Here is a 26,546-nt window from a genome sequence, read left to right as displayed (position 1 = left end):
AATTTTAGTAAATTATTTTACCTTTACTTTTGTATAAATACTTCAAAATGAATGAAAAAGAAGAAATTATTGAAAAACATCCGCTTGCAATCAGGTGGTTTCATTGGATAAATTTCCCCATTTTGTCCTTAATGATTTGGAGTGGCATGCTGATTTATTGGGCAAGTAGTGTTTATAATATTAAAATTGGCGACACGGTTTTATTTCACTTTTTCCCGAAAGAATTTTTCAAAGCGCTGGGAATTCCCTATCGCTTGGCAGAAGGGATGAATCTTCACTTTTTCTTTATGTGGTTTTTCTTTATTAACGGTATTTTCTACGTTTTATATTTATTATTTTCTAAAGAATATAAGTTGCTTTTGCCGCAAAAAAAGTCCTTTAAAGAATCTTTTCAAGTCATTTTATACGATTTAAAATTAAGAAAAACCAAACCCGAACAAACCAAATACAACGCCGCACAAAGAATTGCTTACACTTCGGTAATCGTGATGGGGCTCGGTTCTTTACTTACCGGATTGGCGATTTACAAACCAGTTCAGTTAAGTTGGTTGACTTTTATTTTTGGTGGTTATGCAAACGCCAGAATTATCCATTTTGTTTTAACCATTTTGTTCTGCTTATTTTTTCTGGTTCATGTAATACAGGTGATTTTAGCAGGTTGGCAAAATTTTGCCGCAATGGTTCGAGGTTTTGAAGTTAATAGAAAGAAAAACATTAAAGATGAAGAATAAATCCGTTTCTAAAGCCTATATCAGAAGAAATTCAATTATTTCTTTCCTTGTTTTTATCGTCCTCATTTTTGGCGGAATTTATTTTTTTAAAAAGTTGAAAGCCGAAAACAAGGAAAATGGAACGCCCACAACTTTGCGCAAAACTTTAGATTTTAATGAAAAAATAGCGAATAAAGTTTTCAGTCCAGACAAAAAAACGCGGGTTTTTGATAAAAGTGAAGCCGCGCAAAATGTCCGTGTGAATGGCTATGTTGGAATTGAAACTGCGCCCGATCGTGAAAATTATTTCATTAATGTCATTAAAAACAATGGCGACACATTAAAAGTGAGCGTTGATGAACTTAAGAAATTACCGAAAACTGATGTTACTTTTAATTTTAAATGCATTGAAGGTTGGAGCCAAATCACCAATTGGAGCGGCGTGAAGTTTACAGATTTTATTAAAAAATACCATTTGGAAAATGAAAATTCTTTGAATTACGTAGGAATGAGCACGCCGGATAAAAAATATTACGTGGGAATTGATCATAAAAGTATGATTCAGCCACAAACGATTTTGGCTTATGAAATGAACGGAAAACCGTTACCGGCCAACCAAGGTTATCCAATTCGCTTAATTATTCCCGTAAAATATGGCGTCAAACATTTGAAGAGAATTGGCAATATTTATTTCTCAAACGAGCGCCCAAAAGATTATTGGTATGAAAGAGGTTATGATTATTATTGCGGATTTTAACTAAAGATTTTTCTCTCGCTGATTTTGCGGATGACGTAGATTTTTAAAATTTTAAGTCGAATTTAATGTAAGTATTTTCAAATGACCTAGGAAACGGAGCCGTTAAGAAAATTAAATTTTTTTCCGTTAAGAAATTTCCAGTGTTTGAGTGGCGGCAAAAAGCCAATTACAAAAAAATAAATTAAATTTCCGCCCGAGTTTGGAAATTTTAGGAAAGAAGTTTAATTTTTAGGTGAGTTTCCAGTCTTGAATTTTTGGTTCTTTTGCTTCAAGGCAAAAGAATGTAAGATCAAAATTTTAAATAATATTCACTTCGCGTTCCAATAAAATCCCAAATTTTTCCAAAACAGAATCAATAATCATCTGTGAAAAATTAAAAATTTCTTTGCCCGTTGCTTTTCCGGTCGCGTTGATAATCACTAAAGATTGGTCTTTATGACTCGCCACATTTCCAATCTGTTTGCCTTTCCAGCCACATTGTTCGATCAGCCAACCTGCTGGAACTTTAATTCCATTTTCATTTGGAAAACCGGGAATGGTTTCAAATTTTTCTTTTAATTCTAAATAATTGTCTTTGGAAATGGTTGGATTTTTAAAAAAACTTCCTGCATTTCCGATGATTTTTGGATTGGGCAATTTACTTTCCCGAATCGCAATCACCGCTTTTGAAACGTCCTGAATTGTCGGGTTTTCAATTCCCATTTGTTCCAATTCCACTTTTATGGCGCCGTATTCCGTTTTGATGAGGTGGTTTTTTGTGGTCAGTTTAAAAGTCACTTCCAGAATCACATATTTTCCTTTGCCTTCTTTTTTGAAAATTGAATCGCGGTAACCGAAATCGCATTTTTCTTTGGCAAACGTTTCGACTTCTAAAGTTTTCAGATTTAAAACTTTGCAACTCACAAAAGAATCTTTAATTTCCACGCCGTAAGCACCGATATTTTGCATCGGCGAAGTGCCCACATTTCCCGGAATTAAAGATAAATTTTCTAATCCGCCATAATTTTTAGCCAAACAATATTGCACCAATTCGTGCCAATTTTCGCCTGCTTTTGCGGTCACTAAAACTTCATTTTCATTAATGATTTCTTCTGAAATTCCTTTTAAATTCAACTGAATTACCAAACCGTCAAAATCTTTGGTAAAAAGGATATTACTACCACCGCCGAGAATTAATGGTTGTCGGTTGTCGGTTGTCGGTTGATGGTTTTTTAAAATTTCAATTAATTCTTCCACAGAAAAGACTTCCGCAAAATATTTTGCCAATACGTCAACTCCGAATGTATTGTAGTTTTTGAGAGATTTGAGATTTGAGATTTTAGACATTAGACTAATTTAATGTTTTCATAAATGTAAAAATCATCTTTTGAATTTCATTTACAGAGGCTAATAATTCTTCAATGGATTGATTTTCTACAAGTCCTAATTTTTCAGATAATATTAATTGTGTTTGCAATTCACAAGAAGAGCCGATTGAAATTCCAAGAAAATGATTAAATTCTTTATTTCCATTTCTGCCTACACCTTCAGAAATATTTGACGGGATTGAAATTGCACATCTTTTCATTTGCGAAACCAAACCAAATTTTTCATCACTTGGCAATTTTTGACAAAGCAAATAAACGTCTTTCGCCAAATCCATTGATTTCTGCCAAAATATTAATTTTTGAAAATTATGCATTTATTATTTATTAATCTAAAATCTCACGTCTCATATCTCAAATCTAGCATCTCACATCTCCACCGAATTATACTGCAAAAGCGCATCTTTCAACAATTCCACGCTTCGTCTTAAATCTTGTTCTTTTAAAACATAAGCCATTCGAACCTGTTTTTTTCCCAATTCCGGGTCGCTGTAAAAACCGCCCATTGGTGCAACCATCACGGTTTCGCCGTTGCGGGAATATTTTTCTAAAAGCCATTGTGCAAATTTATCCGTGTCGTCAACCGGCAATTCTGCCACGCAATAAAAAGCGCCTTTTGGTTTTGGGCAAATCACACCGGGAATTGCATTGAGTAAATCGACCATTAGATTTCTGCGTTTGGTGTATTCTTCCCGAACGCTCAAAATATAATCCCTATCATTTTGGTGCGCTGCGGTTGCGATAATTTGTCCAATTAAAACCGGACTCAATCTCGCCTGTGCAAAAAGCATCGCCGCATCGTGGATTTTTTTGGAACGCGTCACCATAAAACCAATTCTCACGCCGCACATACTGTAACGTTTGGATTCAGAATCAATGACAATGCAGTTTTCAGCAAGTTCTGGAAATTCTAACATCGAGATCTGTTGTTTTCCATCATACACATATTCGCGGTAAACTTCGTCAGAAATAATGACGATATCGTGTTTCACCGCAATTTCTGCTAATTTTTGTAATTCTTCTCTCGTGTATAAATAACCTGTCGGATTTCCCGGGTTACAGATAATAATGGCGCGTGTTTTTTCGGTGATCTTTTTCTCAAAATCTTCCATCGGCGGCAAGGAAAAACCTGTGTCAATAGAGGAAGGAATTGCAACCACTTTTACATTAAATGCACTTGTAAAACCGTTGTAATTCGCGTAGTAAGGTTCCGGAATAATGATTTCATCACCTGCATCACACAAGGTGGAAATTGCAAAATTTAAGGCTTCCGAACCGCCGTTGGTTACAATGAAATTATCGGTCGTCAGATCTTCAAAACCCAAAGAATGGTAATATGTATTGAGCGCCGTTCTGTATTCTAAATTTCCCTCAGAAAGTGAATATTCCAACACCTTTAGATCGATATGTTTTAAAGCATTCAGGGCCGTTTCGGGTGTTTCAATATCGGGTTGCCCGATGTTTAAATGGAACACTTTTGTCCCTCTTTTTTTGGCTTCAATAGAGTAGGGAATCAGTTTTCTAATCGGTGAAGCGGGCATTTCTGCGGCACGCTGCGAAATTTTCGGCATAACAAAATAATTTCTACAAATTTAAGAATTTTTTAGGAGCAAGCCGAAGGTTTTTCTGTTAGAAATTGAGTCCGGCTTTCCGCTATATCTTTCCGCAAGCGGAAAGGATGCCGCTGCAAAACGAGGAACGAGTTTCGACGATTCAAATAAAAAAATATAAATAATTGAGTCAATCCGGGCTAGAAAGTGGGGAATCGCTTTTTTTGAAGGGACGGAAATTATGTTGAAATAAATTGAGAGTTTTTGCCGACGTTAATTGCCGCACGATTGCATCGTGTGGCTTTTGAGATTTGGCTTTTAAGATTTATATTATGACCACACGAAAGGATTCGTGCGACAGCGTGATTTCGCAACTGTCGGCGAAGCCGAGCCGTACGTTGGGAAAAATCGTCCCGAAGGGCGATTTTTCCCAACGGTTGAGGCTATATGCAGTAAGGGATTGCGGGCTACTTTCCTGTCCACCTACACCGAATTTTGAGCGGGGTAGAATGCTTGAATTACCACTGAAACCCTTATTGCATATAGCCTTTGTTAGAGCCATGTGCATTATTTTCTTAGAAGTTTTCAAGTATAAATTTCACTATTTTGTCTTTACGCAGACTGATTTTTTCTTTGTCCCAAATTTCCGATTCCGCTGTCATTTTTTGAATTTCTCTTTGTTGTCCAAGATGGTTATACGAATTTCTTTTCTCGCTAAATGGTTTGTTTCCAACCGAACAATTGTGTGATTTAGAAAGAAGTAAATAATTTCCTAAACAGTCAATATATTGGTTTCTGAACTCTTCATCATACTCACAATAACCTGCTGCAATTGGTTCTCCATTTGTCGGGGTCTGTGGTGCAATATGTTCTAATTCTGGGCTTTCAATATTGTCAAAACGAGTTAGGGAATATCCATTTTTACCTTGATTTTCAAGGTGATTCTCATATTTCCAAAGCAAGAATTTTGCTGTTGAATGATGCATTCCGCCTTGAATTGCTTTTTCTAACTCGTTTTTATTCCAATACGCCCACCACCAAGAATCATTTGGTATATTTTTCATCCATTCAATTCTGTCAACTATCGGTTTAACGTCTGGCTGCTCTGATGTGAATTTTTGATATACATCATTAATTCTTGATGTTAATTCTGCTCTTGTCCCAATAAGTCTGTGGCGTAAAACCATTGCTTCCATTGATGAACAAATTTTGCAAATTTCTTTTGTTTGCAGTCCGAAAGAATAAGCCTTAATAACAAATGGGATTGCTGTTGCAAAACCACCTAATGTTATTAATGAATGGATTTCAATATTTTCTCTTTCGTCTTTGCCGAAAAATGTAGTCAAATGCTCAAAACTAACTGCAAGCGAGTTTGTAAATGATTTGATGAAAGGAATTGGATTGTTTTCTGATAATAGTTTATTGATTTTGTCAATTGCATTTGATTCCCAAAGTGAATTGAAATGAACTCGTAATGTGTAAACTAAAACATCATCTTCATCGATTTTGTATTCGATAGACGAAATTGATTTATATATTTTCTCAAAACGGTTTTTTATTTCATCAATCAAACTATCTTTTTCATCTCCACCGTATAGGTGAACATTAAACATAAACTGGGCTTTTATAATTTCCAAGTTTGAAGGCTTTTTGCCACGATTGTTTTGAAAAATGAACATTTGAATCGCTTCGGATTCATTTTTAACTGGATGTGTTGAGCAAGATGCTTCATTTACAGTTTTCAGCATTTTCGACAAATACACTTCATACTTGTCGGTCAAGGCTTTTGTGAAGAAGTCGAACGCATTAACTATTCGTCTTGCTGATTCGGTTTCCAAACCATTTTTATTTTTTTTGGTTTGGTCAATAACATAGTCTTTAAATAACTGATTGTCATAATCAACGGTTGAAAAAATGTAATTTGATTTACGCTTAATCATATTTTCAAAAAGCACTTCTTCATTTTCGGTTAAAGTCCGAATTGATTTTAACTTTGAAAATAAAGCAGAAAGAAAGATAACAATTGTTGTTAGTCTTTGCTGTCCGTCTATAACTCCAAAATTACTTTCGGATTTTTCTTCAAATAGAAAATGACCAAAATAGTAAGGTGTTGAAGCCGAACTTTTATTATAATCTTCTAAATCTGTTAAAAACACATTCACGTGTTTTTGAGTTTTACTTTTATCAAATTCCGTATCCCAAGAATATGCCCTTTGATAAGTCGGAACAAATATTTTGTTCCCTGCTAACATTTTATTTACCGTTGTTGATGCTTCCATAAAAATTTAAAATTTAAAACAATAATTGGCAGGGCAAGCCCTGCCAATTATTTGTTTGTTACATTGCTGGTGAACATTTTCCTTTATTTGCTCCACTTGGATGTTTTGAACAAGTATGACTTGTCAAACTTGAAATGCTTGAAGCACTATAACCGCAATATTTGCAGGTATATTTGCTTTTTACACTTCCTTCATACAATTCGCATTTACCTTTGTTTGGTCCAAGTGGGTGTCGGCTGCAAGTATGACTTGTAAGACTAGAAACACTTGATGCTTTGTAACCGCAATTTTTACAATAAAATTCTGCCATTTTGTTAGTTTTTATGTTTTACGCCTACTCTGATTAGTTTTCGGCTTCCCTATTTTAAAAATTCAAAAATATGTCAAGTCTACGTCAAAGTATGTCGTTGTCTCAAAATCTGTCTGCGTGTCTTTTTTCTTTGCATTGGCTCTAACGTACGGCTCGGCTTTGTCGTCGTTCTGAAAAGGAAGTTGAAAACTTCTTTTTCAGAATGCGTCAAAGGCGACAGTTGTGAAAACGTCGTGCGAATGCAACGATGGTTTCACAACTGTCGGCGAAGCCGAGCCGTACGTTGGGAAAAATCGTCCCGAAGGGCGATTTTTCCCAACGTTCCCGCGCTTTGCGCTGTTGCGAGCTTCGGAACGAATTATTTTCTGTTAAAGATAATATTTCTTGCGAAAGAAAAATGTCCGGCTTGCACAAAATTCGCAATAGCGCAAAACGTGTGTTGGCAGTAGTTGTTTTTATATATTCCGCTTTATCATTCTAACATAATAAGCTGAAAACATTTTGGCTCTATACCAAATCAAGAAAATTAATATTAGCTTCCAAAATTCAAAACGCCAGAGATAAATGTCGAAAACAATGCTAATGAATATAATTAGGACGATACCTTTAAATAAGTCGCTCATTACTTGATAATATTCTGCTTTCTCATATTTATTTTCTGTAATTAACTTATCACAAGTTTTTAGAAATGTTTCATTTGTTATTTCTTCTTTATTTCGAATTCCTATATTTCGGTAACCAAAAAAAAAGAAATTGTAAAACTTCCAGTATTTGTTTTTTAATGGCTTTTCTTTTGGAAAAAAACGCACTAAAATACCATTGAAAATCACATCATCTAAACTCATCAAAATATGTCCAATTAGATATGAAATAGGAATTAATAATAAAACGGTTAAATCCGAATAGTCTTTTGAATCCTTAATGATAGAACCAATTTCAAAAGGATAATATAAATAAGTAAAAAATAAAACTATTAATCCTAAAAGTGTATAAACGAGAATATCTCTTAAAGTAAATTTTTCTGTCATATTCTGATTTTTATGCTGTTGTTGATTTCTTTATTCGGGATTAAATAACATTTCAATTTTTTTCAAAGCTCTATTGTATTCTTCATTTTCACCTTTCATTTCTTTTAAAGTATCTAAAACATCTTGTTGATACATTTCGGTTGATATAGTTCTATACGCATAATCTGAAATTGCATTTCTGAAATTTTCATTCGGATTTTCTGCAAACCAATCTTTAATATAAAACGCAGCATTAAATAAGCCCGATAGACTTGTAACTCTTCTTATACATTCTTCATCTGAAATTTCATTTTCAGGTTTATGAATTTTCCGATTACCTTTATCAATATCAACATAAAAACTTGCTTCTTTTTCTTTTGAAAAATTTCCCCTAACCGAAGGAAATTCTAAAGCTTCGTCTTCATTCTCATATTCTAACTCAAGCCTTAATAGACAGAAGAATTCATAGAAAAATGCTCTATGAGCTTTTATATCGTGATTTCTCCATTCTTTCCAGAAATCTTTCCAATCACCAAGATTCTGCGCTTTGGAATAATATGCTAAACAACTAAAAGATTTTCCTAACTCTTCTAAAGATAATTCGGCTAATCCTAAACTTGGATATTTATTTTTTTCAAGTTCAAACAAAATTTTTCTTGAGCATTCATACATGTAAAATGCATTATCAATTGAACTGTTGAATAATTCTAAGAGTTCTTCTTTTTTTAGATTCATGTTTAATAGATGAGCGTTTTACAATTACTGCCAACGTACGGCTCGGCTTTGTCGTCGTTCTGAAAAGGAAGTTGAAAACTTCTTTTTCAGAATGCGTCAAAGGCGACAGTTGTGAAAACGTCGTGCGAATGCAACGATGGTTTCACAACTGTCGGCGAAGCCGAGCCGTACGTTGGGAAAAATCGTCCCGAAGGGCGATTTTTCCCAACTTGTATATATGTATGACAAAACCATACATAAACACCCAAATTCGGGGAGATATGTATGACAATTGTCATACTTTTATATAATATCAAAGATATAAAAAAGGATTGAATGGCAGTTGCGGTAAACCGCAAACAGATGAATTATTTTTTGTTTTACGAAAATTTCTTCTCGTCGAAAGAAAAAACACCCGAAATTTTTAGCCCCGGGTGAAGCGGCATCCCCGCCGCGGCGGGATATAGCGGAACACGGGACTCATCTTCGAAGAAGCGAAAACTGTCTTGCTTCTAAATCTTAATTTTACGCGCTTTTGCAAGCATCGGAATGGAAATGATGCCCATCACGAACATGATGAAAATTTGCAAAGGCAGAGAAATAAATGAGTAAACCAAACCGATTTCTGCACCAGTTTTTGGGTTTAAACCCATTGAAAGAAAAAGTGCCGTGAAACCGATTTTCATTGCAAAATTAAACGCGCCAATCCCACCAGACGCCGGAACCATCATGCCCAAAGTGCCAACAACGATGATGAAAAAGCCGTCTGCAATGGTAAAATTTGCGGTTTCTGGAAGTGCAAAACAAACCAAATAGGTGGCGAAAAAATAGCAAACCCAAATGGCAAGTGAAAGAAAAATAAATTTGAATTTCTGCTTTAGGTGGAAAATAGATTTTAAGCCGGTTACAATTCCTTTTCCAAAATTGGCGATTTTTTGATAGATAGAAAACGCTTGAAGTTTAGATTTAAAAATAAAGAAAAGCAAAAAGAAAAGCAGAAAAATACCGCCCAAGATATAATATAAAAGGGAAGACGACGTTTTTGCGTCTGCTGATTTTTGCGAAGTGGCGAATGTATAAAAGGAAGAAATGGCTTTAAATTTAAAGATTAAAGTCAAACCTAAAAATAAGATCATGCAGATTAAATCTACAATTCTTTCTAAAATAATGGTGCCGAAAGATTTTTCTACAGGCACTTTTTCTACGCCGTAAAGTGCTGTTGCGCGGGCAACTTCGCCACTTCTGGGAATGGTGAGATTCATTAAATAACCGAAAGAAAGCGTCCAAAGAGCATTGGAATTTGAAATTTTATAACCCATTGGTTCCAGCAATAAATTCCACCGAATGGCGCGAAACCAATACGCTCCCAAACCAAAAAGCATGGCTGCAAAAACCCAGAAATAATTGGCGTTTTCTAATGATTTTAAAACTTTATCAATTTCTAAACCTCTAAAAGCCAACCACAAAAAAACCGCCGCGATGGCTAAAGAAATTAGGATGGTAAGAAAAGTTTTTAGGGGATTTTTCTTCTTTAGATCGTCCATTAATTAGGTTAAAAGATTGGTATTTTCATTCGGGAAAATGATTTTCGGTTGAAACGACTTTGCTTCTTCGGGCGTCATTTGTGCGTAAGACATAATGATAATGATATCGCCTTTTTGTACTTTTCTAGCAGCAGGGCCATTGAGACAAATTTCGCCAGATTTTCTTTTACCTTTAATGGCATAAGTATCAAAACGCTCGCCGTTATTGACGTTTACAATAAAAACGCGTTCGCCAACTAAAATACCAGACGCATCTAAAAGATCTTCGTCAATAGTGATGCTTCCGATGTAATTAAGATCAGATTCGGTGACAGTTACACGATGAATCTTGGATTTAAAAATTTCTAATAACATGGCGCAAATTTACATAAAATTGTTTATTGCAAATAGAAGGTTTTACTTATATTTTCGCAGGTCATAATTTGAAATAGTTTTAAAAAATATTAGTGATATTTTAAGTAAAAAATTAATACTAAAAATGCGAAATCAATAATTTAGGAAAAATTATCCTAAGTCTTAATAAATTGAGTATTGATAATGTACACTTACAAATAAGCAAGACTTCAACGCCACAAACTGTATTTTTCCAAAATTATGATTTAGCATTTATTTCTATCAATCATCTGAATTTTTAATTAAAAACAGTAAAAATGTTTGCGTATTATTAAAAATGTATTATATTTGCTTAATGTCATTTTTAAAAACTAACTTTAAAACACAGTATTATTATGAACAAATCCGAATTAATTGATGCAATTGCAAGTGATGCAGACATCACCAAAGTAGCAGCAAAAAAAGCATTAGAATCTTTTGTATCCAACGTTACAAAAGCCTTACAAAAAAAAGACGGTAAAGTTTCTTTAGTAGGCTTTGGTACTTTTTCTGTAGCACATAGAGCAGCGAGACAAGGCATTAATCCTTCTACTAAACAACCAATAAAAATTGCCGCTAAAAACGTTGCAAAATTTAAAGCAGGTTCTGACTTGGCGAACGCCGTAATGGGTGCAAAAAAGAAATAATTTCTTATTTTAAAAAATATTAATGCCGCTCAAAAGCGGCATTTTTTTATGGTGCTAAACGTGAAATTCTCCAATTTTCGCCCTCTGTTTTTCTATACACTATTCTATCGTGAAGACGATTTGGTCGGCCTTGCCAAAATTCTATCTCGTAAGGAATTGCTCTAAAACCACCCCAATTTTTGGGACGTGTAATTTCTTTGCCTTCAAATTCTTTTTCTAATATTTTTAAATTATTTTGTAGATATTCTCGGTTTGGGATTTCAGAACTTTGCGGCGAAACAACTGCTCCCAACTGACTTCCGCGCGGACGCGAGTGAAAATAGTCCTCAGAATTTTTTTCTGAAACTTTCTCAATAGTTGCTTTTATGCATATTTGTCGTTCTAAATTGGGCCAAAAAAAATGAAGACAGGCTTTTCCTGTTTCAATCAATGATTTTCCTTTTTGGCTGTCGTAATTGGTAAAAAATACAAATCCGTGTTCGTCGTAAGATTTTAATAAAACAATCCGCGTTCTTGGGCATCCGTCACTATCAACTGTAGAAATAGACATTGAATTTGCTTCGGATATTTCAGGCGAAGATTCTGCTTCATTGAACCAAATTTTAAACTGTTCTACCGGTGAATTTTTTATTTCACTTTCTAAAAGTTCTGCTTTCTCGTAATTTTTTCGTTTATCATAAAGGTTTTCCATAGAAAATTTATTATTTTTGAATATGAATTATTCTTGCAAAGGTAAAATTTTAATTTCCACGCCCGATATTTCTGGTGATGTTTTTGCACGATCTGTAGTTTTGGTAGTCGAGCATAATGAAAATGGTGCATTTGGCTTAATTTTAAATAAGAAAAATCCGGAAGCATCCAAAAAAATATTACACCTTTTTGGCTTTCCTATTGAAGTTTATGACGGTGGACCGGTGGAAACTGATAAATTATTTTTTATCGTAAATGGCCTAAAAGTATCTGAAATAAGCATTCCTATTAACGACCAATATTTTCTGACAGAAGATTTCACTTCTGTTATAAATGCTTATACTGAAGGAAAAGTGGCGAAGGAAGACATCAAAATATTTTCTGGATATTCCGGTTGGGCGGGTATGCAGCTTGAAACGGAATTGCAGGCCAAAATGTGGACGATTGTGGATGTTTACAATTTAGATTATACCTCGCCAAACGACCAAAGTTTGTGGAAAAATATGATGCAAAATCTGGGTGGCGAATATTTGCTTTGGGCAAATGCGCCAGAAGATGTAAGTATGAATTAATTTAACAAAAATTTAGGATTTTCTTAAACACTTTTTAAGAGACTATAAACGTTTATTGGGTATATAACATTAAAACATTTTGGACTAAAGAAATTGTTTTAAAAAAAATTAAAACTCGGTGAAGAACTAATAAACTGGTTGTTTACCGAGTTTGTCAATTTTAGTTTAAACTTAATTTCCAATTTTTTAGCATTTCGGAGAATCTGTCGTTTCCAAATTTTCGATTTCTAATTTTGGAAACAGAAAAAATGCCTTTTGCTTCAGAAATCAATAAAATTTCTTCTGATTTTTGGGATTCAAAGGCCATCATTTCAACTTCTTCTATTCGGGCAGAATTGCTTTTGTGTAAAAAAGTAACGAAAGATTCCATCAATGGAGAAATGTAAGCGCCTTCTGTTTGCCTTGGTATTTTCACGCTTTTTTCTGATAAAAAAAGTAAATTTCCGTTGCTACTTCTTGCAATTCTTTTTTGTGGATTTAAAAGAATGACATCATCCAAATCATTTTCTTGCGCATAAATTTCAGCGTAAATATTTTCGGGAGAATGCGTGTAAATGTTACTAAACAAATTATTATTGACGTTTATTTCCTTAATTAAATCCACTTCAATATTTTTCTCAATGTTTAAAATATCATCTTTTTTTATAAACTCGCAGAAATTTGAAACGCCTGCTTTTGCTAAATTTGCGGTGTCAGAATTGCGATAAACCATCATTCTAATAATGCCTTCATGGCAATTTTTATCTAAAAATTCAGTTTGAAAATAGTTTTGGAAATATTCTAAAGTATAATCTACCGGAATATGCATGCGCATTTTTCGCATAGAAGACATGAGGAAAAAATAGCATTCTTCCGCTAAAAAAAGTGCGCTATTTCGTACATAGAAAGACACCCAAACCGCATCACCAAATAGAAAGGCTCTGTTTTGCAAGTCAGCATTCATCAATAAAAATTTTAAAATTAAGTAAAAAAATAAAGTGATAAAAAATTACCACTTTTAGAATTATGTTGCGCCTAATTTCAAGCGGAGATTTTCAATTAGATTTTCCCAGTATAGTCTGTTTTCTTCTTTATCGTCTTCTTCGCAAAAATCGGTAATATTTAAAGATAAATCGTCTGTGATTTCGTCTATCACAATCGTCATTTCGAAAAAATATTTCGAACCTTCGTCTTCTTCCCATCGGAAGCGTACAAAACTTTCAGGTTTATACCTTATCAATGTTGCTTTTTCTTCCATTCCGCCGTTCCAAGAGAAATAAAAATCGTCACCTCTTTCTACTGCTTCATCCGCAAACCATTCTGCCAAGCCTTCTGCGCTCGCCATATACTCGTATAAAATTTCTGAAAGGCAGTGCATTGTAAATTCGTACTGCACTTTAATTTTCGTCATACATCTTTCCTTTTAATTGCTCGCAATATATAAATTAATTTTATATATAAAAAAAATAAACACAAATTTAAAGTTAATTTTAAATGAAATATTTCAGGAAATTTAATATTCTTTAATATAAGAGATTAAATTTTATTTTGGTAATAATTTTTAAAAATCAATTCTTCCTTTTTACCTTTTACTTGAAATTTTTTAAACAAAAGGGTTTTAGATAAATTTCTCATAAATGCATCTTTATCAATTAGTTTCCAGTAAGAATCTTCGTGTATTTTGTGAGGTTCTCGAATTTCAAAAAACTCGGTTTCCCAAGAATCTGGGTTGTGATAAAACTCGATTATACCACAATTTTCAGGGATTTCTTTTAAATCTACCATTCCCATCGGAAGCAGAAAACTGAAATAATTGCAAACGTAATCGCCGCCTTTTATTTTGTCGTGTTTCAAAAATTTCTCGCTAGAATTTTTGTTGGTGTAAGATTTTTTGAAGTCATTTTTAAAGTCGGCTTTAGATAATTTAATTTCAATTTCATGGCTAATTCCTTCTTTATCAATAATTAAAATATCGGCTTCCCAATCCGTGTGAAAGTGATTCGTTAAAACCAAATGCCGCTCAAAATCACAAAATTTTGAAACAAAAGCGTGCGTTAATTCTTCTACTTTAACCATTTTTTTAACTTACTAATAAACTGCAACCACGAATATCGGAATGGTCAATTCTTCCCAAAACTTGAAATTGCAAATTATTTTCTGATTTATTTTCAATTATTTTACCTAAATCCTGCGTTGCAATAAAACTGCAGGTATGAAGATTTGCCAAGTCAATAATATTTAAACTGCCCGTTTTCCCAGCCGATTCATAGGAAAAAGGATCTTCTGTGTTTCGAACTAAAATGCGCATCCAAGGTGGACAATCATAAAGATTATTTCCCAAAGAATAAGCTTGCGAAAGCAATTCTGTCATAGAATATTCGGAGTAAATTTTTTCGGTTTTAAAACCATTTTTCAAAATTTTTAATAATTCATCTTTTGTCATTTCTTCCTTTCTACCTTTCATTCCGCCGGTTTCGATTACTGTAAGATTTGGTGATTTTGTGATTGACTGATTGAGTGATAGAGTGGAATCCAGAAAATCTAACAACGCGAACGAAACGCCAAACAAAATCACTTTTTTGTTTTCTTGGGACAGTTTTTTAAGCAAATAAAACAGTTCTTGGTGGTTATAAAGAAAATAACCATTTTCAATTTTACCTGATTTTTTCATCAGAAAATCGACCATATAAATTAAGGAAGAATGTTCGTTTTCAGAATAATTGGGTAAAAGTCCGAGGAAAATATAATCTTCTGTTTTGCCAATAAACTGCTCGAAACTTTGAATGATGCTTTCTTGGTACAAATTTTCATCTGCAATCCAATGTTTGCTTCGTGTTTGCAAAGTCGTTCCAGAACTTTGAAAATATAAATTTGCGGGTTTATTTTTATCTAAAATTTGGTGGTTTTTGAACATTTCAATTGGCAAAAAGGGAATTTTTTTAACCTCATCAATTTTTGAAATATCAATATTTAAAAAATCTACAAATTTTTGATAAACTTCAACGTTTTCATATTGATAGCGGAATGTTTCCAAGCATCTTTGCTGGAATTCTTGTTCGGTTTTTATGTTGAAAATATCTTTCACTTTAATTATTTCACACCTTCGGTGTTCACATTTTTGCTTTAGACTTTAGTTATAATAACAGCATTCCTTCGGAATTACAAATTCTAAAAAATATTTTAAATAAAAACTTCCAACTAATAATATTGTTATATTTTACCAAAATCTTAACCAGAACTGCGAAGCAGTGTCATTTTTGTAATAATCATAAACTACATTAAAAAAACTGCGAAGCAGTGAAATTATTCTAGGAAATCAAACAAATATTCTTCTTTAAAATCAATATTAAATTTTTCTAAAAGTTGAATATATTCGCTTTTAAAACTTTTCTTTTTATGATGTTCTTCCTGTTTCAAAATGTATTGATAAACATTATCAATATGCGATTGTGAATAGGAAAATGCAGCAAAACCAAGTTGCCATGAAAATTTAGTTTTCAAAAATTTCTTTTCGTTTATGAAATTGGTAGTGTTGTTTTTAATGTCTCTTACCAAATCGGAAAGTTTCATACTTGGTTTTAAACCAATAAAGAGATGAACATGATCTTCTACACCATTTATGATAATACTTTTTTGTCCTTTTGCCGTGACAATTCCGCTCATATATTTGAAAACTTCTTCTCGCCATTCTTTATTTAAAAGATTTTCCCGGTTTTTAACCACGAAAATCAGTTGAATATAAATTTGCGAATAAGTACCGGAAGCCATTATTAATAACTTTTTAGTTCAAAACTCTCGCCATCAAATTTACCATACGTAAAATAAGAAATCCAGTCGCCGAGATTGATGTATTTGGCTTTTGTCGTGCTGAGCGAAGTCGAAGTATCTAAATCAAGAACCATTGGAAGATGACGATGCCCGTAAATAAAGAAATCAATTTTTTCAGTTTTGAGTTTTTCTTTTGAATAAAGAATTAAAAATTCTTTGTCTTCGCCTAAAAACGCTTTGTCTTCATCGCCAGAAATCATTTTGTTTTTAGTGGAAAGATAAATCGCAATTTTCATCGCAATATCTGGATGCAACCACCGAAAAATCCATTGCGCAAAAGGATTTGTGAAAACTTTTTTCATTCTTTTATAACCTTTATCACCAGGTCCAAGTCCATCGCCATGCGCCAAAAGAAAGTTTTTTTCGTTGATTTCGAAATATTGTTTTTCGAAAAAGATTGTGGCACCAATTTCTTGTTCCAAATAATCTTTCATCCATAAATCGTGATTTCCTACAAAAAAATAAATCTCGATTCCGGCGTCTTTTATTTCGGCTAATTTTCCTAAAACGCGCACAAAACCTTTGGGAATAACGTGTTTCCATTCGTGCCAAAAATCAAATAAATCGCCCATTAAAAACAAAACTTGTGCATCATTTTTAATTTCATCTAGCCAAGAAATAAATTTATTTTCTCGGATTTTGCTGCTCGCAGGATTTGGCGCACCAAAATGTTGATCAGAGGCGAAATATATTTTTTTATTTTTTTGTAAATGGATTTTTGTCATTGACTTATTACGTATTTAGAATCGTTTTAAGTGGTTTGAAATTGTTTCAAATGGCTTTAATATTTATAAATTGTTTAATTTAAAAATTATCTCATTTACAAATTTTCAAATTAAACCTGATCTTCTGCAAACCACTCGCCGAAAGAATTTTCAGTTTCGTGCAACTTTAAATAAGCCAATTGAATTTCTAAAGGCAATTTATTTTTAATTTTTTTTGCAATTTCATAAAGCATGTTTTCACAAGTCGGTTGAAAATCGCAATAAATTACTTTATGTCCTTCCTTTTCTAAATTTTGTCCCAATCCTTTGTGTGGAGAATTGGCATTTAGCATCACTGCATGATCCCATTCATTAACGATTTGAGAATTGACAATTTTTTTTAAATCCCCAAAATCCATCACCATTCCGTTTTTAGAATGATCTAAATCATTGATAGGATTTCCTTTTACAGTGACGAAAAGTTTGTAAGAATGGCCGTGCATATTTTTGCATTTCCCGTCATAACCATAGAGAATATGGGCGGTTTCGAAAGTGAAAATTTTTGTGATTCGTATCATTTTGCAAAGATAAAGGAAAAATTGTTCACGGAAAGATTTGTGGAGTTTTCACGCAAAACTGAATTATTGCCACGCAATGCTCGCAATGGTTTTCGCAATGGTTTTTTGCTATCAATGTAATTATTGAAAATAATTACAAAAATCAAAAAAAAATCTTTCAACAAAGGAAAGATTTTTAGATAAATTTAATTAAAATATTAAATTCTAATAATATCTGCACCAAGTGCTTTTAAACGGCCGTCGATATTTTCATAACCGCGGTCGATTTGTTCTATGTTATGAATTGTGGATTTTCCTTCTGCAGAAAGTGCCGCAATAAGCAAAGCGTTTCCTGCACGAATATCAGGTGAAACCATAGAAGTTCCGCGCAAAGGCGATTCGTGGTTTAAACCAACAACTGTGGCGCGATGCGGATCGCATAAAATAATTTGTGCGCCCATATCTATTAAGCGATCGACGAAAAATAAGCGCGATTCAAACATCTTCTGATGAACTAAGAGTGTTCCTTTCGCTTGGGTTGCAACGACCAAAATTATAGACAATAAATCTGGCGTAAAACCTGGCCATGGCGCATCTGAAATGGTTAAAATAGAACCGTCAATAAATTTTTGAATTTTATAATGCTCTTGCGCCGGGACATGAATATCTTCACCGCTTTTTTCTAAAGTAATTCCAAGTTTTCTGAATGTATTTGGAATAACGCCAAGTTCGTTATAGTGAACATTTTTTATCACAATATCAGATTTTGTCATCGCTGCAAGGCCAATCCAAGAGCCGATTTCTACCATATCTGGAAGCATTTTGTGTGTTGTTCCGTGCAAATGTGTTACGCCTTCAATTGTTAATAAATTAGAACCGATGCCCGAAATTTGCGCGCCCATTCTATTGAGCATTTTGCAGAGTTGCTGCAAATAGGGTTCGCAAGCGGCGTTGTAAATTCTTGTTTTTCCTTTCGCTAAAACTGCTGCCATCACAATGTTTGCCGTTCCTGTGACAGATGCTTCTTCGAGCAAAATAAATTTTCCACGAAGTTCTTTTGCTTTTAAAGTGTAAAAATATTCGTTTTCATCATAATGAAATTCGGCACCTAATTCTACAAAACCTTGGAAATGCGTATCTAATCGGCGTCTGCCAATTTTATCACCACCCGGTGTTGGCATGTAGGCTTCGCCAAATCTTGCTAACATAGGACCCAATAGCATTATTGAGCCGCGAAGTCTTGCGCCATCTTTTTTAAATTCTTTTGATTTTATGTAGTCAAAATTAATTTCATCTGCTTTAAAAGTAAAATCACCGTGACCATTTTTAGTTACTTTAACACCGAAATCTCCAAGAATTTCTATTAAACGATTTACGTCTTGAATATCTGGAATATTGGTAATTCTAACTTCTTCATCCGTTAATAAAACTGCGCAAAGAATTTGTAAGGCTTCATTTTTTGCACCTTGAGGCGTAATTTCGCCGTGCAATTGTTTCCCACCTCTTATTTGGAAGGCTCCACTCATTAGTTTCTATTATTTTTAGATTTAAAATTTCTTCGCTTATTTTGATTGTTGTTATTGTTATATCGGCTATTTTTATTGTTTTTATTGGTAGCGTAATAAATTTTACTTTTATCTAAACTTTCAATGTTTGTAAGATCTAATCTGTTTTCTGAAAGTTCTTTTAAATGGCGAAAAATAACATCGTCGTGCACGTGTTCTTTGTTATAAACATTGTAGGATTTTTTCATATTATTTGCAATAACCTCTATCAATGCTTCTTTTTCTTCGCCTGCCTCTAACTCAATTGCTTTTTCAATTAACTGCAAAATGCTTTTACCATAAAATTTAAAATCGCCTTGCAATTTGGGGTATTCCATTGGTTTTGGTTTGCTCTGCAATTCTTCTTGAGTCGTAATTTTGTAAGGAGAATCTACATCTAAATCGTAACCTGCCAAAATAAAAAGGTGATCCCAAAGTTTGTGTTTATAATTTTCTTCGTCGCGAAGTTGTGGGTTTCTTTGTCCCATAAAATCTACTATCGCCACTGCCATTTCATTTCGCTCTTCTTTTGTCTCGAGTATTTTGCAGCGTTCGACCAAAGCCTGCACAATTCTGCCATATTCTGGCATATTTAAGTGCGATCGTTCCGTATTGTATTCCATAAGTGCAAATATAGTAATTTAGGTTGTAGATTTTTTTAATTAAAATTGTTTAGTATATCACAAAAGAAATTATCACAAAAGAAGCAAAAGAAAATCTGATTTTCTAAATAATCCAAAATCTTGCAAAATAATAGTGATAGACATTTCGCCTTCTTACACTTTAGAATTCAAAATTGCTCATTTCGCTTTTATTCCTCCTGCCTATCCGCAGACAAGTTTGTGGTTAAAAAATATTTTTAACATTTTTTAGTTCTAGCGATTTAATAATCTTGCTCCATCACCAAAACGCTCACTTTATTATTTTTATTCTTTAAAATTTCCCAAGCCATCGCGCTCATTGTATTTCCAGTGGTAAAAACGTCATCAATTATCAAAACGTGTTTGCCAGAAATTGGTTTTTGAAGAGAAAATAAATCGGCTGATTTTTCACGGTTTTCTTTATCTTTTAAAGCCTGCGCTTTTGCATAGTAATTTCTTTTAATAATTTGATGGTCGAAAGGAATGTTGTAAAATTCTGATATTGTTTCCGTAAAAAGATGTAGTTGGTTGTAACCGCGCTCTTTTTCTTTTTTTGGATGAAGCGGAACGGAAATCAGCAAATCTGGTTTTTTATCAAAACTTAGCCTTTCAATCGTCCATTTGGCGAATAATTTTCCTAAATTTTTCCTTTTATTATATTTTAAATTATGAATTAACTCTCGTGAAAGCCCTTCTTTCTGAAACCTCATTAATGCGAAAGCGTTTTCAATGGGGAAAATAGTTTTGCATTGCTCTTTCAAGACATTTTCATCTTCAAATTTATTATTACAAAAATCGATTTGATTTTTACAAATTTCACAAACAAAAATATTTGCTGCGATAATGTTGTTGCAACCTAAACATCTGTCTGGAAAGAAAAAATCTAAAAACAAAGCAGAACTATTATTAAATTTAGTTTTAATTTTCTACCAACCGCCGCCGCCGCCGCCGCCACCACCGCCGCCGGAAAATCCGCCGCCGCCGGAACCACTTCCCGAACTTGAAGGAGGCGTTGCTGCGCTGCTTAAAGAATTCGTCATACTGCTGCTAAAAGAATTTGCAAAAGCCATATTCTGAAAACTTCCTCCGATGTACCAATTATTTTGATACGGCGTATTCATCGATTGTAGCATGCTTTCAAATTTTTTGCCCCAAATATCATCCACGCCTAAAACCATTGCAAAAGGCAGATATTTTTCAAAAATTTCGGGTGTCATTTGTGGTGGATTGTGAAATTTCATCACCTCATTTTCTGCAGCGCTTAAATACATTTCAAAACCGTCGATCAAGGATTTCTGCGTTAATTTTTCCACTGTTGGCTGGCGGATGAGATAACTGTAAATAATTAAACCCGAAAAAGCGACCATCAAAAAGATGTAGCAATAATTAAAATTCTGATCATCTAAAGAAGTCAAACCCACTTTTAAACCCAAACCGGAAAGAAAAAAGAAAGCAAACGGCACAAACCAAAACAGTTTAAAGGAAAATTTAAATTTCCCAAAAAACTGAACGATGAAAAATACCACCATTAAAACCACGAAAATAACGCCACCTAAAACCACCTTACCAGAATCTGGATCGAGAAAATAGCTGACCATTAAACCCAAACCATAAAAAGCCAAAACCGCAAGTGCCGGAAGAATCAACTTATTCTGATTATTTCCCTTGTTAATAAAAGCATCGTGCGCGAAAGAAAGACTTGCACTCACAGATTTTACCATCTTTTCGATATTGCTGTCATAAGTGTTATCTAAAGTAACGACATCGCTTTCTCTAAATAATTTTTCCAAAATTTGCTGTTCTTCTGCGGGCAAACTTTCCTCACTTTCCTTAATTTTTGTGAGCGTGTATTTTTTTTGTTTAAAAAGTCCAAAAACACCGCCGTCTTCATTTTCGGTAATTTTTAGAAAACCTTTTATGGCTAAATTTACCACGCCGGCTGTCACAAAACTATTATCAAATCTTTCTTTTTTTAAATACCCAAAAGAAGCAGGCGACAAATCATTTGGCGGACTAAACTGCGGATAAACCGTCGGTGTTTCAGGATCTCTGCCGTATTTGTCCCAGGATCTGAAAAAATACAAAAACAGACCGATTAAAAATAAAGTTGCTGTGATTAAAATGCCATATTTTTCTAAAAAAGTCGGCGGTGGTGGCGGAAGAATAATACCTTTTTGAAAACCCACGGCAACCGTTAAACCTTCATTATAAGTAAAGTTTTTTGCGGAAAAAGAGATTTCATTATCCGAAATTTTTTGAAAAGTACAATCGTCGCCTTTTTCGCCATACTTTCCGGTGTAGCAGGAGTTTTGAAGAATTTTTGCGCCTTGTGGTAACTTAATATCTGCGGAAATATTTTCAGTTGTGAAATCCCAGTTCAGTCCATTGACGTTCCAATAAAATTCATCGTATTTAGGAAAAAATCCGATTTGATTTTTTGTGGAATAATTGATGACATAATCATAAACATCGGGCGTTAAAAAAACATCTTTTTTACCGACATAAATCACCAAATTTCCGTTACTCGTTTCTGTATGATAATCTTCCGGTTCGCCATTTTTAGTTACAGAAATATCGGTATAGCGGACTTTCTGCGTTTTATTATTCAAATTTCTGGTTTCCGGAAGCGTTCTAAAAATCCCGCGCCGTATCGTATTTCCGGTCGCATAAACTTTAATATGTTCAGAAACCTGAATGCCGCCTTTTGCATTTACCACAATATCAGAATGAAAAGAAATAATCCTTTCTTCAGTATTTAATGAATCCTGTTGCGCAAAAGAAAATGCCCAAAAGCAAACGAAGAGAAACCCCAGAAATCTTTTCATATGAAGTTATTTAATTTTTTTCAAAGGTCAATTGCAATTGCCCAAGTTCATAGGAATTATACAAACTTATTACGGCGATTTCAAAAACCTAAAATTTTACAGATGGAACGGCGCGTTCTGCCGTATTTTCCAGTTCAAAGAAAGGCGATTTTGTAAATTTATACATGTTCGCGATAAAATTACTAGGGAACGTATCCACCAAAATATTATTTTCACGAACGGTGCCGTTGTAATACCTTCTGGATTTTTCAATATCAGATTCCAGATTCGTCAATTCACCTTGCAATTGAAGGAAATTCGTGTTCGCTTTCAGATCCGGATATTGCTCTGCAACCGCGTTTAAATTCACCATTGCCTGTCCCAGATTTTTTTCTGCCGCCTGTTTTTCTTCCACCGTGTTCGCGTTCATCGCCTGAGTTCTGGCGCGCGTCACGCTTTCAAAAGTGCCGCTTTCGTGTGCGGCGTAACCTTTTACGGTTTCCACCAGATTCGGGATCAGGTCGTAGCGTTTTTTCAGCATCACGTCCATACTGCTCCACGCTTCCTGCACCATCGTGCGAAGTTTCACCAATCTATTATAAATAGAAACGCCGTAAAGAACGAAGATCACGGCCAATGCGAGAATTACCAAAAGAATTATCATAGTTTTAATATTTGAAGTAAATATACTGAAATTTTAATCATGTCATTGCTTGCAAAGCGAAGCAATCTATTGGATTTTTTTAAAAATTAGGAGCAAGACGGTTTCGTTTCTTCGAGGATTGGTCCCGCTTTCCATTACAATCTTTTTCTTGCTATCGCAAAGAAAAAGGATTTCCATTTCAATCGGGGCTAGAATTTCGGAATTTTCTATTTTTCAAAAGATTAAAATTTTAGAGAATATTAATTATATTAGCAATTAAATAAAACAAAAGAATTGTGATGAAAAACAAAGGATGAATTAACCATATTTTTTAAAACGAATTTGCAGATTACTAATGAAAGAAAAAATCAAGCAACTTATTGATGAATCTAAAAGTCATACATTTGAAAATAATAGGTATTATGCTAATGGTCTAGGCTATTTTTCGAGACCTAACCCAGAGTTTCAAGCGTGGATTGCAGAATGTGAAGATTTTATATTATCTAATTATGGGCATGAAAGCGCGCCTTGGAGAATCTTTGAGAGATTCGAAAGGAATAACCTTGATGGAAATTATACAGAAGAAGTAGAGAAACAAAAAGATATCATAATAAGTTCACTAACAGCATGCTTAAGAATACTTCCTAAAACAGGTGAATTGAAGAAACAGATTGTTACACCTGACTTGGACTTAAGTAAAGTTTTCATAGTGCATGGACATGATGCATTGCTAAAGACTGAGGTTGCAAGGTTTATTGAGAAATTAAATTTAACTCCAATAATATTACACGAGCAAGCAAGTTCAGGAAAAACCATAATTGAAAAAATAGAAGATAATTCTAATGTTGGATTTGGAGTTGTACTTTATACTCCTTGTGATGTTGGCGCAATAAAGGGTGAACCAAAGAAATTAAATCCGAGAGCAAGACAAAATGTCATATTTGAACACGGTTTTCTAATAGGTAAAATTGGAAGAAAAAATGTGTGTGCCTTAGTTAAAGGAAACGTTGAAAAACCTAATGATATTTCGGGAGTTGTATATATTTCAACAGATGATGATTGGAAATTAATTTTATCTAAAGAATTACGAAACAGTGGTTATTCAATTGATATGAATTTAGTGATATAAGAACAGGACTATCATTGATTTTTATAACAGCGCGTCGAAATCTTAAATTTAACTGTTTTTTCAAAGTATAAATTGTTAGAAGTACAAGTAAGCATTATATATCACTCAGCCGCAAATAAATCATAGTACTACAAAAATAAATGAACAACCTTATCAAATATGGAATTGACAATGATTTAGCAACTATTGCAGAATCAAAAAATCTAAATATAAGCACTATAAAAAATACATCTAAAAGAAATCTTGTTGATAAATATAATCTCAATGATTATCAAGCAACGATTTTAAAAAGAAGTATTTCTCGTCATCCAATTGATGAAGATATTATTCAAGAATTATTAGAACGAAGTGCTTTCACTTGTTGTATTTGTAAAGGACATAAAAGTGACGCATATATAATTCATCATATAGAACACTATAATAAAAGTCAAGATAATTCTTACGAAAACCTCGCTGTTCTATGCCCAAATGACCATGAACTTGCACATAGGGAAGGAGAGGCTTTGGCGAATAAAATTACACCAAAAAATATTATACGAGCAAAAACAAAATGGGAAAAAGAAGTTGAAAGTAATTCTATAAAAAGACTTGCACTTGATGGCGATGTGAACGATCTGGATTACATAAACGTAAATAGAGTTTTAGAACTTGCTTTACAAATAAATAGTGAAATCCCTATTACTGTTTATACAGATAGACTTCTTGATAATAATCTGATTTTAAAAACTGGGAACATCAATCCAGAACTTTATGAAAAGTATAATCTGAACAAAAATACGCCACTTAAGTTTTTTGCAATGTATGGATCAACTATGCTTATTCAGCACTATTACGAAATGTTGCTGTTTACTCTCTCAAAAATAACACTTTACGATTTAGATGATTTGTTGAAAATTTCAGAAATAAAAAAAGGCATCGTTGGAAAATATTGCTTTTATTCAGGAGGTGTATATGGAAGAACATATAAAGAAAAGATAATTGACGAAAACTCAACTCCAACATTGATTCACATAAGAAGAAAACCATTTTTTGTTGAATGGAAAGTTGATCCAATGTATATTACTTCGTCAACAGCATCGTGGAGAATAGGAAGAAGACCAGTATATTTGGTTTATGGAAAAATTATTGACATTCAAGAAATTGAAAAGGATGGTGAAAAAACCCTTTTGATTGACATAAGACCATACGCATTTGGAATCCCTAACAAAAGCAAGCAGAGAACACCCGATATACATTATCGAGACATTGATTATAGCCAATACGAATAAAAACTGCATAACGCGAATTTGCAATCCGTGTTCGTAAAATTTATAGAACCTCCTCCGCTGGCGCGAGCGTCACGCTCGTGCTGAAATAAAGAACAAACGCTAAAATATCATTATAAATAGTTGGAGACGAGCGTGACGCTCGCGCCAGCAAAATGCAATATTCCACCGCTGCCGCACGAATCCTTTCGTGTGGTCATAATATAAATCAAAAATCTTAAAAGCCAAATCTCAAAAGCCATACGATGCAATCGTGCGGCAGCGTTCAAAAATCCGTTCAATTTATTTCAAAAATGGTCGTAAAATTTCTTCCATTTTTTGATATCCTTTTGCATTTGGATGCACTTCGTCTTCCGTATAAATTGGGTCTAAACCATTTCTATCATCTTTCATTTCGGAATGATAATCTACATAATTCAGATTGTGTTCTTGCGCATATTTCTTTAGCAGAGAATTCAAAGCCAATATTTTTGGTGCGGGATTTAGGCCTTTTTTCCAATTAAAATCATAAGCCGGAAGTACTGAACAAAGCGTGACTTTGATGTGATTGCATTTTGCAATTTCTACCATAGATTTTATATTATCTAAAATATTTTCATTAGAAATTGGCCCTGTATTTTCTGCGATATCATTTGTTCCGGCTAGAATAATGAGATTTTTTGGTTTTAAATTAATCACATCCTGCTGAAACCTCAAAACCATTTGAGAAGTTGTTTGCCCAGAAATTCCGCGATTGACATAATTATTTTTACTGAAAAAATCAGGGTCTTTTAGCTTCCAAAATTCTGTGATGGAATCGCCCAAAAATAAAAAATGGATTGTTTTATTTTTTAAAGCCAGATTTTCTGCTTCATATTTTTCATAATTAGCAAAACTATTTTGTGCAAACATGGGCAAAGATAAAATTGTAAATAAAGATAAAAGTAACTTTTTCAT

29 protein-coding genes are annotated in these 26,546 nt (G+C 33.6%); 6 read left to right on the top strand and 23 right to left on the bottom strand.

Annotated features, from left to right (window positions below; genetic code table 11):
• The first annotated feature begins 47 nt into the window (after positions 1-47).
• The gene (locus C4S29_RS09920; RefSeq protein WP_103913926.1) at positions 48-731 is read left to right on the top strand and encodes a cytochrome b/b6 domain-containing protein; all 684 of its coding nucleotides are present in this window, start codon (positions 48-50) and stop codon (positions 729-731) included.
• Positions 721-1,467 (top strand): molybdopterin-dependent oxidoreductase, encoded by a 747-nt coding sequence (locus tag C4S29_RS09915; protein ID WP_103913925.1) that lies wholly within the window; start codon positions 721-723, stop codon positions 1,465-1,467. Before C4S29_RS09920 ends, C4S29_RS09915 begins: the two co-directional genes overlap by 11 nt.
• 297 nt (positions 1,468-1,764) lie before the next feature.
• Here C4S29_RS09915 and murB read toward each other — a convergent pair whose 3' ends face one another.
• From murB to panD, 9 genes are all read right to left on the bottom strand, one after another.
• Positions 1,765-2,793, bottom strand: a complete 1,029-nt coding sequence (gene murB, locus C4S29_RS09910; protein ID WP_103913924.1) for a UDP-N-acetylmuramate dehydrogenase — start codon at positions 2,791-2,793, stop codon at positions 1,765-1,767.
• Positions 2,794-2,797: 4 nt separating this feature from the next.
• Entirely contained in the window at positions 2,798-3,148 is a 351-nt protein-coding gene (locus C4S29_RS09905; protein ID WP_103913923.1) for a four helix bundle protein, read from the bottom strand.
• Positions 3,149-3,199: 51 nt separating this feature from the next.
• The gene (locus tag C4S29_RS09900; protein WP_103913922.1) at positions 3,200-4,402 is read right to left on the bottom strand and encodes a pyridoxal phosphate-dependent aminotransferase; all 1,203 of its coding nucleotides are present in this window, start codon (positions 4,400-4,402) and stop codon (positions 3,200-3,202) included.
• Positions 4,403-4,956: 554 nt separating this feature from the next.
• Positions 4,957-6,660, bottom strand: coding sequence for a DUF262 domain-containing protein (locus tag C4S29_RS09895; RefSeq protein WP_103913921.1), 1,704 nt, complete (start codon positions 6,658-6,660; stop codon positions 4,957-4,959).
• A gap of 58 nt (positions 6,661-6,718) precedes the next feature.
• Complete coding sequence (locus C4S29_RS09890) at positions 6,719-6,970, bottom strand: C2H2-type zinc finger protein (protein ID WP_103913920.1); 252 nt, start codon at positions 6,968-6,970, stop codon at positions 6,719-6,721.
• Between the two features lie 455 nt (positions 6,971-7,425).
• Positions 7,426-7,998 carry a hypothetical protein gene (locus C4S29_RS09880; protein WP_103913918.1) on the bottom strand — a complete coding sequence of 191 codons (573 nt, stop codon included), beginning with the start codon at positions 7,996-7,998 and terminating at the stop codon, positions 7,426-7,428.
• Positions 7,999-8,028: 30 nt separating this feature from the next.
• Positions 8,029-8,712: an AbiV family abortive infection protein gene (locus C4S29_RS09875; protein ID WP_103913917.1), complete on the bottom strand. Its 684-nt coding sequence runs from the start codon at positions 8,710-8,712 to the stop codon at positions 8,029-8,031.
• A gap of 491 nt (positions 8,713-9,203) precedes the next feature.
• Positions 9,204-10,235, bottom strand: a complete 1,032-nt coding sequence (locus C4S29_RS09870; RefSeq protein WP_103913916.1) for a lysylphosphatidylglycerol synthase transmembrane domain-containing protein — start codon at positions 10,233-10,235, stop codon at positions 9,204-9,206.
• A 3-nt stretch (positions 10,236-10,238) separates the two neighbouring features.
• Positions 10,239-10,589: an aspartate 1-decarboxylase gene (gene panD, locus C4S29_RS09865; RefSeq protein WP_103913915.1), complete on the bottom strand. Its 351-nt coding sequence runs from the start codon at positions 10,587-10,589 to the stop codon at positions 10,239-10,241.
• A gap of 374 nt (positions 10,590-10,963) precedes the next feature.
• Between panD and C4S29_RS09860 the strand changes: the two genes are divergently transcribed.
• Positions 10,964-11,254, top strand: a complete 291-nt coding sequence (locus tag C4S29_RS09860; protein WP_103913914.1) for an HU family DNA-binding protein — start codon at positions 10,964-10,966, stop codon at positions 11,252-11,254.
• A gap of 46 nt (positions 11,255-11,300) precedes the next feature.
• Here C4S29_RS09860 and pdxH read toward each other — a convergent pair whose 3' ends face one another.
• The gene (pdxH, locus tag C4S29_RS09855; RefSeq protein ID WP_103913913.1) at positions 11,301-11,945 is read right to left on the bottom strand and encodes a pyridoxamine 5'-phosphate oxidase; all 645 of its coding nucleotides are present in this window, start codon (positions 11,943-11,945) and stop codon (positions 11,301-11,303) included.
• 22 nt (positions 11,946-11,967) lie between these two features.
• On the opposite strand from pdxH, the gene C4S29_RS09850 reads away from it, so the two are divergent.
• Positions 11,968-12,516: a YqgE/AlgH family protein gene (locus C4S29_RS09850; protein ID WP_103913912.1), complete on the top strand. Its 549-nt coding sequence runs from the start codon at positions 11,968-11,970 to the stop codon at positions 12,514-12,516.
• 160 nt (positions 12,517-12,676) lie between these two features.
• Here the strand turns inward: C4S29_RS09850 and C4S29_RS09845 are convergent, their stop codons facing one another.
• The 12 genes from C4S29_RS09845 to C4S29_RS09790 form a co-directional block, all read right to left on the bottom strand.
• Positions 12,677-13,459, bottom strand: coding sequence for an aminotransferase class IV (locus C4S29_RS09845; RefSeq protein ID WP_103913911.1), 783 nt, complete (start codon positions 13,457-13,459; stop codon positions 12,677-12,679).
• 60 nt (positions 13,460-13,519) lie between these two features.
• Positions 13,520-13,906 carry an START-like domain-containing protein gene (locus C4S29_RS09840; protein ID WP_103913910.1) on the bottom strand — a complete coding sequence of 129 codons (387 nt, stop codon included), beginning with the start codon at positions 13,904-13,906 and terminating at the stop codon, positions 13,520-13,522.
• A 125-nt stretch (positions 13,907-14,031) separates the two neighbouring features.
• Complete coding sequence (locus C4S29_RS09835) at positions 14,032-14,571, bottom strand: hypothetical protein (protein ID WP_103913909.1); 540 nt, start codon at positions 14,569-14,571, stop codon at positions 14,032-14,034.
• A gap of 4 nt (positions 14,572-14,575) precedes the next feature.
• The gene (locus C4S29_RS09830) at positions 14,576-15,580 is read right to left on the bottom strand and encodes a LuxE/PaaK family acyltransferase (RefSeq protein ID WP_103913908.1); all 1,005 of its coding nucleotides are present in this window, start codon (positions 15,578-15,580) and stop codon (positions 14,576-14,578) included.
• A 218-nt stretch (positions 15,581-15,798) separates the two neighbouring features.
• On the bottom strand, positions 15,799-16,263 hold the full coding sequence (gene tnpA, locus C4S29_RS09825) for an IS200/IS605 family transposase (RefSeq protein WP_103913907.1): 465 nt from the start codon (positions 16,261-16,263) through the stop codon (positions 15,799-15,801).
• 2 nt (positions 16,264-16,265) lie between these two features.
• Complete coding sequence (locus C4S29_RS09820; protein WP_103913906.1) at positions 16,266-17,048, bottom strand: UDP-2,3-diacylglucosamine diphosphatase; 783 nt, start codon at positions 17,046-17,048, stop codon at positions 16,266-16,268.
• 110 nt (positions 17,049-17,158) lie between these two features.
• Positions 17,159-17,605 (bottom strand): 6-pyruvoyl trahydropterin synthase family protein, encoded by a 447-nt coding sequence (locus tag C4S29_RS09815; RefSeq protein ID WP_103913905.1) that lies wholly within the window; start codon positions 17,603-17,605, stop codon positions 17,159-17,161.
• Between the two features lie 197 nt (positions 17,606-17,802).
• Positions 17,803-19,110: a UDP-N-acetylglucosamine 1-carboxyvinyltransferase gene (gene murA / locus C4S29_RS09810; RefSeq protein ID WP_103913904.1), complete on the bottom strand. Its 1,308-nt coding sequence runs from the start codon at positions 19,108-19,110 to the stop codon at positions 17,803-17,805.
• The gene (locus tag C4S29_RS09805) at positions 19,110-19,751 is read right to left on the bottom strand and encodes a DUF4290 domain-containing protein (RefSeq protein ID WP_103913903.1); all 642 of its coding nucleotides are present in this window, start codon (positions 19,749-19,751) and stop codon (positions 19,110-19,112) included. Before C4S29_RS09805 ends, murA begins: the two co-directional genes overlap by 1 nt.
• Positions 19,752-20,011: 260 nt before the next feature.
• Positions 20,012-20,662, bottom strand: a complete 651-nt coding sequence (locus C4S29_RS09800; protein WP_103913902.1) for a ComF family protein — start codon at positions 20,660-20,662, stop codon at positions 20,012-20,014.
• A 33-nt stretch (positions 20,663-20,695) separates the two neighbouring features.
• Positions 20,696-22,594 carry a DUF2207 domain-containing protein gene (locus C4S29_RS09795; RefSeq protein WP_103913901.1) on the bottom strand — a complete coding sequence of 633 codons (1,899 nt, stop codon included), beginning with the start codon at positions 22,592-22,594 and terminating at the stop codon, positions 20,696-20,698.
• Between the two features lie 88 nt (positions 22,595-22,682).
• Complete coding sequence (locus C4S29_RS09790) at positions 22,683-23,237, bottom strand: LemA family protein (protein ID WP_103913900.1); 555 nt, start codon at positions 23,235-23,237, stop codon at positions 22,683-22,685.
• 334 nt (positions 23,238-23,571) lie between these two features.
• On the opposite strand from C4S29_RS09790, the gene C4S29_RS09785 reads away from it, so the two are divergent.
• Positions 23,572-24,345, top strand: coding sequence for a TIR domain-containing protein (locus tag C4S29_RS09785; RefSeq protein ID WP_103913899.1), 774 nt, complete (start codon positions 23,572-23,574; stop codon positions 24,343-24,345).
• 140 nt (positions 24,346-24,485) lie between these two features.
• On the top strand, positions 24,486-25,613 hold the full coding sequence (locus C4S29_RS09780; RefSeq protein WP_103913898.1) for an HNH endonuclease signature motif containing protein: 1,128 nt from the start codon (positions 24,486-24,488) through the stop codon (positions 25,611-25,613).
• Positions 25,614-25,892: 279 nt separating this feature from the next.
• Here the strand turns inward: C4S29_RS09780 and C4S29_RS09775 are convergent, their stop codons facing one another.
• Positions 25,893-26,546 carry an SGNH/GDSL hydrolase family protein gene (locus C4S29_RS09775; protein WP_103913897.1) on the bottom strand — a complete coding sequence of 218 codons (654 nt, stop codon included), beginning with the start codon at positions 26,544-26,546 and terminating at the stop codon, positions 25,893-25,895.

It is taken from the genome of Halpernia humi, assembly GCF_900108025.1.
GTDB lineage: Bacteria > Bacteroidota > Bacteroidia > Flavobacteriales > Weeksellaceae > Halpernia > Halpernia humi.
Note: the sequence above shows the minus strand (reverse complement) of the source record. Positions and strands in the feature narration are given on the sequence as shown.

Bases quoted from the DNA above. Each gene is read 5' to 3' on its own strand.
- C4S29_RS09920 (WP_103913926.1), top strand. From the start codon at position 48: ATGAATGAAAAAGAAGAAATTATTGAAAAACATCCGCTTGCAATCAGG.
- C4S29_RS09915 (WP_103913925.1), top strand. From the start codon at position 721: ATGAAGAATAAATCCGTTTCTAAAGCCTATATCAGAAGAAATTCAATT.
- murB (WP_103913924.1), bottom strand. From the start codon at position 2,793: ATGTCTAAAATCTCAAATCTCAAATCTCTCAAAAACTACAATACATTC.
- C4S29_RS09905 (WP_103913923.1), bottom strand. From the start codon at position 3,148: ATGCATAATTTTCAAAAATTAATATTTTGGCAGAAATCAATGGATTTG.
- C4S29_RS09900 (WP_103913922.1), bottom strand. From the start codon at position 4,402: ATGCCGAAAATTTCGCAGCGTGCCGCAGAAATGCCCGCTTCACCGATT.
- C4S29_RS09895 (WP_103913921.1), bottom strand. From the start codon at position 6,660: ATGGAAGCATCAACAACGGTAAATAAAATGTTAGCAGGGAACAAAATA.
- C4S29_RS09890 (WP_103913920.1), bottom strand. From the start codon at position 6,970: ATGGCAGAATTTTATTGTAAAAATTGCGGTTACAAAGCATCAAGTGTT.
- C4S29_RS09880 (WP_103913918.1), bottom strand. From the start codon at position 7,998: ATGACAGAAAAATTTACTTTAAGAGATATTCTCGTTTATACACTTTTA.
- C4S29_RS09875 (WP_103913917.1), bottom strand. From the start codon at position 8,712: ATGAATCTAAAAAAAGAAGAACTCTTAGAATTATTCAACAGTTCAATT.
- C4S29_RS09870 (WP_103913916.1), bottom strand. From the start codon at position 10,235: ATGGACGATCTAAAGAAGAAAAATCCCCTAAAAACTTTTCTTACCATC.
- panD (WP_103913915.1), bottom strand. From the start codon at position 10,589: ATGTTATTAGAAATTTTTAAATCCAAGATTCATCGTGTAACTGTCACC.
- C4S29_RS09860 (WP_103913914.1), top strand. From the start codon at position 10,964: ATGAACAAATCCGAATTAATTGATGCAATTGCAAGTGATGCAGACATC.
- pdxH (WP_103913913.1), bottom strand. From the start codon at position 11,945: ATGGAAAACCTTTATGATAAACGAAAAAATTACGAGAAAGCAGAACTT.
- C4S29_RS09850 (WP_103913912.1), top strand. From the start codon at position 11,968: ATGAATTATTCTTGCAAAGGTAAAATTTTAATTTCCACGCCCGATATT.
- C4S29_RS09845 (WP_103913911.1), bottom strand. From the start codon at position 13,459: ATGAATGCTGACTTGCAAAACAGAGCCTTTCTATTTGGTGATGCGGTT.
- C4S29_RS09840 (WP_103913910.1), bottom strand. From the start codon at position 13,906: ATGACGAAAATTAAAGTGCAGTACGAATTTACAATGCACTGCCTTTCA.
- C4S29_RS09835 (WP_103913909.1), bottom strand. From the start codon at position 14,571: ATGGTTAAAGTAGAAGAATTAACGCACGCTTTTGTTTCAAAATTTTGT.
- tnpA (WP_103913907.1), bottom strand. From the start codon at position 16,263: ATGGCTTCCGGTACTTATTCGCAAATTTATATTCAACTGATTTTCGTG.
- C4S29_RS09820 (WP_103913906.1), bottom strand. From the start codon at position 17,048: ATGACAAAAATCCATTTACAAAAAAATAAAAAAATATATTTCGCCTCT.
- C4S29_RS09815 (WP_103913905.1), bottom strand. From the start codon at position 17,605: ATGATACGAATCACAAAAATTTTCACTTTCGAAACCGCCCATATTCTC.
- murA (WP_103913904.1), bottom strand. From the start codon at position 19,110: ATGAGTGGAGCCTTCCAAATAAGAGGTGGGAAACAATTGCACGGCGAA.
- C4S29_RS09805 (WP_103913903.1), bottom strand. From the start codon at position 19,751: ATGGAATACAATACGGAACGATCGCACTTAAATATGCCAGAATATGGC.
- C4S29_RS09795 (WP_103913901.1), bottom strand. From the start codon at position 22,594: ATGAAAAGATTTCTGGGGTTTCTCTTCGTTTGCTTTTGGGCATTTTCT.
- C4S29_RS09790 (WP_103913900.1), bottom strand. From the start codon at position 23,237: ATGATAATTCTTTTGGTAATTCTCGCATTGGCCGTGATCTTCGTTCTT.
- C4S29_RS09785 (WP_103913899.1), top strand. From the start codon at position 23,572: ATGAAAGAAAAAATCAAGCAACTTATTGATGAATCTAAAAGTCATACA.
- C4S29_RS09780 (WP_103913898.1), top strand. From the start codon at position 24,486: ATGAACAACCTTATCAAATATGGAATTGACAATGATTTAGCAACTATT.
- C4S29_RS09775 (WP_103913897.1), bottom strand. From the start codon at position 26,546: ATGAAAAAGTTACTTTTATCTTTATTTACAATTTTATCTTTGCCCATG.